General features: G+C 68.1%; 7 protein-coding genes and 1 pseudogene. 4 read left to right on the top strand and 4 right to left on the bottom strand.

Annotated elements, in window-relative coordinates; all coding sequences use genetic code 11:
• Positions 1–230: pseudogene (locus tag I55_RS17190) on the top strand (malonyl-CoA synthase); the annotation flags it as partial.
• 123 nt (positions 231–353) lie between these two features.
• Here the strand turns inward: I55_RS17190 and I55_RS34570 are convergent.
• Positions 354–521, bottom strand: a complete 168-nt coding sequence (locus I55_RS34570) for a YdcH family protein (RefSeq protein ID WP_083901186.1) — start codon at positions 519–521, stop codon at positions 354–356.
• A 410-nt stretch (positions 522–931) separates the two neighbouring features.
• Between I55_RS34570 and I55_RS17185 the strand changes: the two genes are divergently transcribed.
• The gene (locus I55_RS17185; protein ID WP_085940039.1) at positions 932–2,260 is read left to right on the top strand and encodes an MFS transporter; all 1,329 of its coding nucleotides are present in this window, start codon (positions 932–934) and stop codon (positions 2,258–2,260) included.
• Between the two features lie 30 nt (positions 2,261–2,290).
• Here I55_RS17185 and I55_RS17180 read toward each other — a convergent pair whose 3' ends face one another.
• Positions 2,291–3,754 carry a hypothetical protein gene (locus I55_RS17180; protein ID WP_044561805.1) on the bottom strand — a complete coding sequence of 488 codons (1,464 nt, stop codon included), beginning with the start codon at positions 3,752–3,754 and terminating at the stop codon, positions 2,291–2,293.
• Complete coding sequence (locus I55_RS17175; protein ID WP_044561804.1) at positions 3,751–4,509, bottom strand: ABC transporter ATP-binding protein; 759 nt, start codon at positions 4,507–4,509, stop codon at positions 3,751–3,753. Before I55_RS17175 ends, I55_RS17180 begins: the two co-directional genes overlap by 4 nt.
• A 239-nt stretch (positions 4,510–4,748) precedes the next feature.
• On the opposite strand from I55_RS17175, the gene I55_RS17170 reads away from it, so the two are divergent.
• Positions 4,749–6,398, top strand: a complete 1,650-nt coding sequence (locus tag I55_RS17170) for an alkaline phosphatase family protein (RefSeq protein ID WP_044561803.1) — start codon at positions 4,749–4,751, stop codon at positions 6,396–6,398.
• A gap of 114 nt (positions 6,399–6,512) precedes the next feature.
• Here the strand turns inward: I55_RS17170 and I55_RS17165 are convergent, their stop codons facing one another.
• Positions 6,513–7,442 carry an ion channel gene (locus tag I55_RS17165; protein WP_044561802.1) on the bottom strand — a complete coding sequence of 310 codons (930 nt, stop codon included), beginning with the start codon at positions 7,440–7,442 and terminating at the stop codon, positions 6,513–6,515.
• A gap of 317 nt (positions 7,443–7,759) precedes the next feature.
• Between I55_RS17165 and I55_RS17160 the strand changes: the two genes are divergently transcribed.
• A partial coding sequence (locus I55_RS17160; protein ID WP_199902622.1) for a KUP/HAK/KT family potassium transporter occupies positions 7,760–8,344 on the top strand: 585 nt, incomplete at its 3' end.

The following is an 8,344-nucleotide window of genomic DNA, read 5'->3' as shown; positions in this document are numbered from 1 at the left end:
TCATCGGCGTGCCGCACCCCGACTTCGGCGAGGGCGTGACCGCCGTGTGTGCNNGCCAGAAGGGGGCGACGGTGGATGAGGCCGCCGTGCTGGCCGCCCTGGACGGCCGCTGGCCAAAGTTCAAGCAGCCCAAGCGGGTGCTGTTCGTGGACGACCTGCCGCGCAACACCATGGGCAAGGTGCAGAAGAACCTGCTGCGCCAGGAATACCAGGGCCTTTACAAAAAGTGAGCAGCCTGAAGACCCGCGCATAAAAAAAGGACCGGCAGGGGCATGCCCATCCGGTCCTTTCATTTTCGGCCCCGGCACCCGCATCGGGGTGCCGGGGCCCATATGGCCAATGGCCCGCGGTGGTCAGTGCCGCGTGTGTTCGTCGATTCTTTCTTTCAGCCTGAGTTTCTCGAACTTCATGCGCTGCACAGCGGCGCTGTCATGATAGGGGCGTGCCAATTCGGCATGGATCCGGTCTTCCAGATTGGCATGCTTCTGGCGCAGGCTTTCGACGAAGTTGTCAGTGGCCATAGTTCCCTCCAGCTGTCTGTTCAAGGGATAAAGGCGAGATCGCTTGGGTTCCTGAGTCGAAGGTCCGGTTCTGGCAGTATTTCCATTCCGTTTTTCGCCGGCGTGACAAGGTCCCCGCCAGCTTGTCTTTATTTTTATTGACGCATCGGCTATCAGGCAACGATCGTCGCCTTGAAGCGGTCACGCCGCGTTTCAAAAGCTTACGCCCATCATAGGCCGTCGTCTGCAACAAAATCGGATAGTCCTAGACGAAGGGCAGAGGACGGCGAGTCGGCTGCGCACGCGTCTATGACGTGGCTGTGACAGGCGGATGACGGCGGGAAGATGCTGTGATTGAACGGTTCTTGAAATATGGGTAATTGCCCGTATTATGGGTCGCGCCCCTTACCCCCATTGGATAAGCACATGCCATGGCCGATCTGACCAACCCCAAGTCCGCGCACGGCGCCGCCCCGTCCCTGGCGGGGCACTTGGCCCGGCGGGTGGCCGGCCACATGCATTACGGCTGGATCGCGGCGGCGCTGGCTTTCGCCACCCTATTGGTGGGGGCGGGGGTACGTGCGGCACCCGGCGTGCTGTTCGTGCCGCTGGAACAGGCGCTGGGCTGGGACCGCGCCACCATCGCGGCGGCGGTATCGCTGAACATCTTCCTCTATGGCTTCATGGGGCCTTTCGCCGCCGCCCTGATGCAGGCTGTCGGCATCCGGCGGACCATCCTGACGGGCCTGTCCTTGCTGGCCGTCACCACGGCGGCCAGCACGCTGATGACCCAGCCGTGGCAGATGATGCTGTCCTGGGGCCTGTTGGTGGGCCTGGGCACCGGCCTCACCTCCATGACCCTGGCGGCGTCGGTGGTGAACCGCTGGTTCATCAAACAGCGCGGCTTGGTCATGGGCCTGCTGACCGCCAGCTCCGCCACCGGCCAGCTGGTGTTCCTGCCGGGCATGGCGGCGCTGGCCACCCATTTCGGCTGGCAGGCCGTGGGCCTGACGGTGTCCGCCGCCGCCCTGGTGCTGGTGCCGCTGGTGGGCCTGCTGCTGCCCGACAGCCCCCGCGCCGTTGGTCTGGCGCCGGTGGGCGGCACCCTGGAGGATGAACTGGGGCAGAGCAGCGGCAACCCCATCGTCATCGCCTTCACCACCCTGGCGCGGGCGTCGAGGTCGGTGGATTTCTGGCTGCTGTTCGCCAGCTTCTTCGTCTGTGGCCTGTCGACCAACGGCCTGATCGGCACCCACCTCATCTCCGCTTGTTTCGACCAGGGGATCCCCGAGGTGCAGGCCGCCAGCCTGCTGGCGCTGATGGGGCTGTTCGACCTGGTGGGCACCACTGGTTCCGGCTGGCTGTCGGACCGGGTGGACAGCCGCAAGCTGCTGTTCTGGTACTACGGCCTGCGCGGCCTGTCCCTGTTTTACCTGCCCCTGTCGGGCTTCAGCCTGTACGGCCTGTCGTTGTTCGCGGTGTTCTACGGTCTGGACTGGATCGCGACCGTGCCGCCCACCGTGCGGCTGGTCACCGACCGTTTCGGCCGGCGGGACGCGCCCGTGGTGTTCGGCTGGGTGGGGGCCGGCCACCAGATGGGGGCGGCGCTGGCGGCCTACGGCACCGGCCTCATCCGCACGGAATGGGGCAGCTACTTTCCCGCCTTCCAGGTGGCGGGCCTGGCCTGTGTGCTGACCGCCGTCCTGGTGCTGTTCGTGAACCGCCGCCGCGACGGCGCCACCCTATCGCCAGCCGAATAGGGCGGATGCCCCGCCGGCGTTGGAGGCGACCTATAAGGGCGTGCGGAGAATGGCCACCAGGCCCACCAGGCCGCCGGCCACCAGCACCGCGTACAGGTCGTGGTGCAGCATCAGGACGGCGGCCGCCATCCAGCCATAACTCATCAACGTCTCCAACAGCGTGCGGCCCACCACCTTGGCGCCGGCGCCCTTGCGTGGCTTCAGCATCTGCTGCATGGCCGCACCGGTCATGGGCTGTACCCATAGGCTGGACACCACGGCGCTGGCGCTGGCGGCGATACCACAGCTGAGGATGGTCAGGGTGCCCCATAGGCTGATGGGGGCGGCCGCAGCGGCCACCATCACCACCACCGCCAGGGGCGGCAGGCCCGCCGCCTCCACCTTGGCGCGGCGCAGGCGCTGGGCCGGCATCGGGGCGGCGCCGATCAGGTCGGCGGCGCCATCGGCCAGGGCCAGCTTGGCCAGCGTGCCGGCCGCCAGCGCCGCCACGGGTACCACCAGGGCCATCAGCACCAGGGGCTCCGCCCGCCATTGGGCCTGCATGGAGATGACCAGGATGACGGCGCCGCTCATTTGCTGGAACAGCAATAGGGCCAGTTGCGGGTGGCGCGCCATCAGGCGCCATTCCTTGCGGCGCAGCACCGGGCCCAGGGCGTCCTGGAAACGATGGACCCGGCGGGGCGCCTTGGCCCGGGGCGTGGCGGCGCCGGCCGCCGCCGTGGCGGCGGCGATGAAGGCGGGCCCCCAGCGCATCGTCACCCCCGCGAAGACTCCGGCGCAGGTGACGACCAGGATGGCCAGCGCCAGCGGGTCGCCCAGCAGGGCGCGGCCGGGCAGCAGCAGGACCGTCGCCAGCGGCCCGTGCAGGCCGCTGCCGTCCACCCAATTCATGCGCACGCCGACCAGGTGGGGAATCTGGCCCGCCAGCGCCATGAGGAAGCCGGTGACGGCCGCCAGCGCCTGGCCGGCGACGCGGGCGCGGCGCACCCCCACCCAGCGTACCAGCCCCAAGGCCGCCAGCAGGGCGACGGCCGTCACCAGCAGGGCCAGCGCCGGCAGGGCCAGGTAGGCCGCCAGCCAGTTGGCATGGCCGAACACGGCACCCATGTTGGCGATGGGCAGGATGATGGCCGCCGGGAACAGCAGGGTGCCGGCCGCCACCGCCAGCGCCCTGGCCGGCAGGATGACCCCGGGCGCCAGCGGGCTGGACAGCAGCAGGTCATAGTCGCCCCGGCTGTAGATGGTGTCCATGGCCCGGTAGACCGCCGTACCGGCCATGAAGCAGCTGGCCAGCGCCGCCACCATGGCGCTGATGCCGGGCAGGGCGGCGTGCGCCCCCTGGCCCAGGCCGAAGGCGATGAAGCCGCCGATGACGTGGAACAGCGCCACCAGCGCCAGCAGCGACAGCCAGACGGCCACCGACGACAGCTTCATGCCCCGGATGGCCAAGCGCAGCTCATGGCGCAGCAGCCAGGGCAGGGTCCCGGCCGTCATGCCGGCTCCCGGGTTTCGGCTGCGGAATCGGGGGTGGCGACCAGGTCCAGGAACACCTCTTCCAGGGTGCCGTCGCCGCGGCCCACCCGGCCGCGCAGGTCGGCCAGGGTGCCCTCGGCCATCAGACGACCATGCTGGATGATGCCGATGCGGTCCACCAGCCGCTCCGCCACCTCCAGGATGTGGGTGGTCAGGATAACCGTGCCGCCGGCGCGCACCCGTTCCACCAGGATCGCCTTGACCTCGCGGGCGATGGCGGCGTCCAGGCCGGTCAGGGGTTCGTCCAGGATCAGAAGGCGGGGATCGTGGATCAAGGCGCCGGCCAGGGCCGCCTTCTGCTTCATGCCGCGCGAGAAGCCCTCACAGCGCTCGGCGCGGTGGTCCCACAGGTCCAGGCGGTGCAGCAGCTCTTCCGCCCGGGCGGCGGCCACCGATGCGGGCACGCCCCACAGGCCGGCGACGAACTCCAGGAACTCCAGCGGCGTCAGCTTGTCGTAGATCAGCGGCTCGTCCGGCAGCCAGGCCACCTGGCGCTTGGCGGCGATGGGGTCGGCCAGGGCGTCAACACCGAAGACGCGGATGCTGCCCGCGTCCGGCTGCAAAAGGCCCACCACCATGCGCAGGGTCGTGGTCTTGCCGGCGCCGTTGGGTCCCAGCAGGCCATAGAACTCCCCCGGCGCGATGGTCAGGTCCAGGCCTTGCACCGCTGGCCGGCTGAACGCCTTGGCCAGCCCGCGCACTTCCAACGCCGTCATGTGTCCCCCTTGCGGCGATGTCGTCCCCAAATCCCCCTAAGAGACCATCATTACCTTAAGTCAGGTGCCGGGCCGGGAACAAGGCGGGCGGACACCTTCCAAATCTATATGACATTTCAATGGCATCGGCAAAGACGTGTTGCGATCGGGCCGTGGATGGAAAACAACTGCGCGGGTCCTGGCGGGTTGCCCGCCGGGGTAAGCGGAAGGGGGAAGCGGTGACGCGTTGGTATTCCAGGATGACGGCGCTGTGCGCCGCGGCCGCCTTGATCGGCGGCATCTCCGCTGGCGCGGTGGCGGCCGACGCCCCGGCGCCCGCGCCCAAGCTGGTCGTGCTGGTATCGGTCGACCAGTTCTCAGCCGACCTGTTCCAGCACTACCGCAGCCATTTCACCGGTGGCCTGCGCCGGCTGACGGAGGGGGCGGTGTTCCCCAACGGCTATCAAAGCCATGCGGCGACGGAGACCTGCCCCGGCCATTCGACGCTGATGACCGGCGACCGCCCCACCCGCACCGGCATCATTGCCAACGACTGGTACAGCTTCAAGGGTCCCCGGCCGGGCAAGATCTACTGCGCCGAGGATGAGAGCAAGGGCAGCTACAAGGAATACGTCCCCTCCGACGTGCACCTGAAGGTGCCGACGCTGGGTGAACGGATGAAGGCCGCCGACGCCGACGTGCGCACCATCTCCGTCGCCGGAAAGGATCGGGCGGCCATCATGATGGGCGGCCACGCGGTGGATGAGCTGTGGTTCTGGAAGGACGGCCAGGGCTTCGTCTCCTACGCTGGGCGCACGCCGCCAGCGGCCGTTGCCGCGGTGAACGAGGCAGCCCAGGCGGAATTGGCCAAGCCGGCGAAGGCCTATGAGGAACCGGAATGGTGCCGCGCCATCGACATGCCGGTGGCGGTCGAGCGGGAAAAGGACATCATGACGGTCGGCAACGGCCGCTTCGCCCGGCAGCCCGGGCCCACGGCGGAGGCGCAGTGGAAGGCGTCCCCCGCCTTCGACGCCACCATCATCGACCTGGCCGTCCGCCTGATCAAGGACATGAAGCTGGGCCATGGCAAGTCGATCGACGTCCTGACCGTTGGCGCCTCGGCGACCGACTATATCGGCCATACCTATGGGACCGAAGGGTCGGAGATGTGCATCCAGGTGGCCAACCTGGACCGTACGCTGGGCAAGCTGGTCGCGGCGCTGGACGCCACGGGCGTGGATTACGTCCTGGCCCTGTCGGCCGACCACGGCGGCAACGACATTCCCGAGCGCGAGCAACTGCGCGGCATGCCGATGGCGGCACGGGTGGAGAGCACGTTGCTGCCGGAGAACATCGGCCAGAAGGTGGCGCCCGCCGGCATCGCCGGGGCCGACTTGCTGCTGGGTGGCACCAACGGCGATGTCTGGGTGGGGCCGGTGGTCGCGGGGACCTGGCGGCAGAAGGTGCTGGCCGAGACCCTGCCCCTGTATCGCGCCGACCCGCAGGTGGCCGCCGTCTACACGGCGGCGGAGGTGGCGGCGGCCCCTATCCCGACCGGGGCGCCCGAGACCTGGACCCTGCTGGACCGCGCGCGGGCGTCATACGATGCCGACCGCTCCGGCGACCTGATCGTTTTCCTCAAGCCGCGGATCATGTCCATCGCGGCCAAGCCGCGCAGCTATATCGCCACGCACGGCAGCCCGTGGGACTATGACCGCCGCGTGCCCATCCTGTTCTGGCGCAAGGGCCTGACGGGCTTCGAGCAGCCGCTGTCCGTCGAGACCATCGACATCATGCCGACGCTGGCCGCCCAGGTGGGCTTCAAACTGGCCCCCGGCGATGTCGACGGGCGCTGCCTGGATCTGGACGGCGGTCCCGGCGACACCTGCGCCGCCGCAGCGGCCAAATAGATGGTCAATGGTCAGCGGCGTGGGATCAATCCACACCGCTGACCCCCACTTGGGCCCCCCACTTGGGGCCCCAAGCGCGCCGGCCAGTGATCAGGCCGGTCGTTATTCGTCCATTTACGGGGTGGTCATCGGCGGCTCCGGGTCGGGCTTGGGCAGGCGCTGCGGCTCCGTATCGTGGAAGCGGTCGAAGTCCAGCAGGCGGTGGCCATCGTCACGCAGCTTGATAATGTCGACGAAGCGCCGGCCCCACAGCGCATCCTCCATTTCATAGATTTTGCGGCTGTAAACCTGTTGGGAATAGCTTTCGTCGGTGCCGCTCAACAGCACGATGAAGCTGGCCTGGCTCTGCCGCAGGGTCCATTCCGTCTGGCCATACAGGGGGCTGGTCTCATCGATCCGGTGGATGATGGACCAGGACAGGGCGAACAGGGGCGATCGGGCGCGCGTCAGGGTCAATTCCTCGAACCCGCGCATGTGCGTGCCTTCCGGCGTGATGCGCGTGGTGCTCAGCGACAGGCTGGCCTGGGCTTCCAGGATCTGATTGCCGCGGGTGTTGCCCGCCCGCAGCATCAGCACCGGGCACCCGTCATGCTGGGTGAACAGGATGTTGCGGCTGAACAGGATCATGGCCCGGGGGCGGGAGAAGCGGGCGAAGATCAAGCCGGTGATCTGGGCAACGCCCGCCATGCCGGTGAAGGATTCGGCCGCCGCCACGCCATTGGCGTAGACGGAATGGGGCGCCATGACGCCATAGCCCATGGTGCCCAGGGTCTGCACGCTGAAGAAGAAGGCGTCGGTGAAGGAGCCGACGCGGGCGTTGGTGATGCCGGCGGGATCGGCCAGGTACAACCCGGCGAAGATCAGGTTGGCGACCAGGTAGACGGCCAGCGCCAGGCCGAAGAATCCACTCCAGGGGATGCTGAGCAGGAAGTGGTAGGGATCCTGCCAGCGCAGGGCCGGTACCCCCTTCAGGGTGGCGAAGGGGCGGCCGTCGACGGTGATGCGGCGCTGGTGCAGGCGGGCCAGTCGGCGATGGGGGGGCACGGGCGAAAAACCGTTTGTTCAGTGGGTGTTGGGCAGGCGCGCCCACCATAGACCAAGTGGTCCGGAATGTCGTTTTTTCAAAGGCCCGGCGGGTGCCGGCGGATCCGCGCCGATGTTGCACCTGCGATGTGATTGTTGACTGACGCCGCGATCCGTCTCAGGGTGGGGGCGTGGTCGATCCGGCCGCTTTGCCACCGATGTCGTGTTCCGCTCCGTCGTTCCGTCGCTATTGGACCCCTACCTCTTTTAGCCATGTCACCCGACTGATGCCTGAGCATGCCGTCCTAACGCAGTCTACGCCGATCTCATCCCCACCCATGCAATCCAGCCACTCTAGCGACCAGCACGACGCCGGTCGCCGCCACTGGGCCCTGACCCTCGGGGCGTTGGGTGTCGTCTATGGCGACATCGGCACCAGCCCGCTCTACACCATGCACACGGCGTTCGACCCGGCCATCACCGGCATGCCGTTGAATGAGGGCAACATCTTCGGCTTCCTGTCGATGGTGGTCTGGTCGCTGGTCCTGGTCGTCACCCTGAAATACGTGGTCCTGATCCTGCGGGCCGACAACAAGGGCGAGGGCGGCATCCTGTCGCTGTCCACCCTGGCGCTCAGCGGCAAGGACCGGTCGCGCTCGCAGCGCCGGCTGATGACGGTGCTGGCCATGCTGGGCCTGGCGCTCTTCTACGGCGACGGCATGATCACCCCGGCCGTGTCTGTGCTGTCGGCGGTGGAGGGGCTGGAGATTTCCGCCCCGGACGTCCAGCACTGGGTGGTGCCCATCACCGTGGTCATCCTGGTGGGGCTGTTCCTGATCCAGAGCGGCGGCACCAACACGGTTGGCCGCCTGTTCGGGCCGGTGATGTGCTTCTGGTTCGCCTGCCTGGGCGCCATGGGCCTG

The organism is Azospirillum sp. B4 (genome assembly GCF_000333275.1).
Lineage (GTDB): Bacteria > Pseudomonadota > Alphaproteobacteria > Azospirillales > Azospirillaceae > Nitrospirillum.
This window is presented reverse-complemented; position numbering and strand designations above follow the sequence as displayed.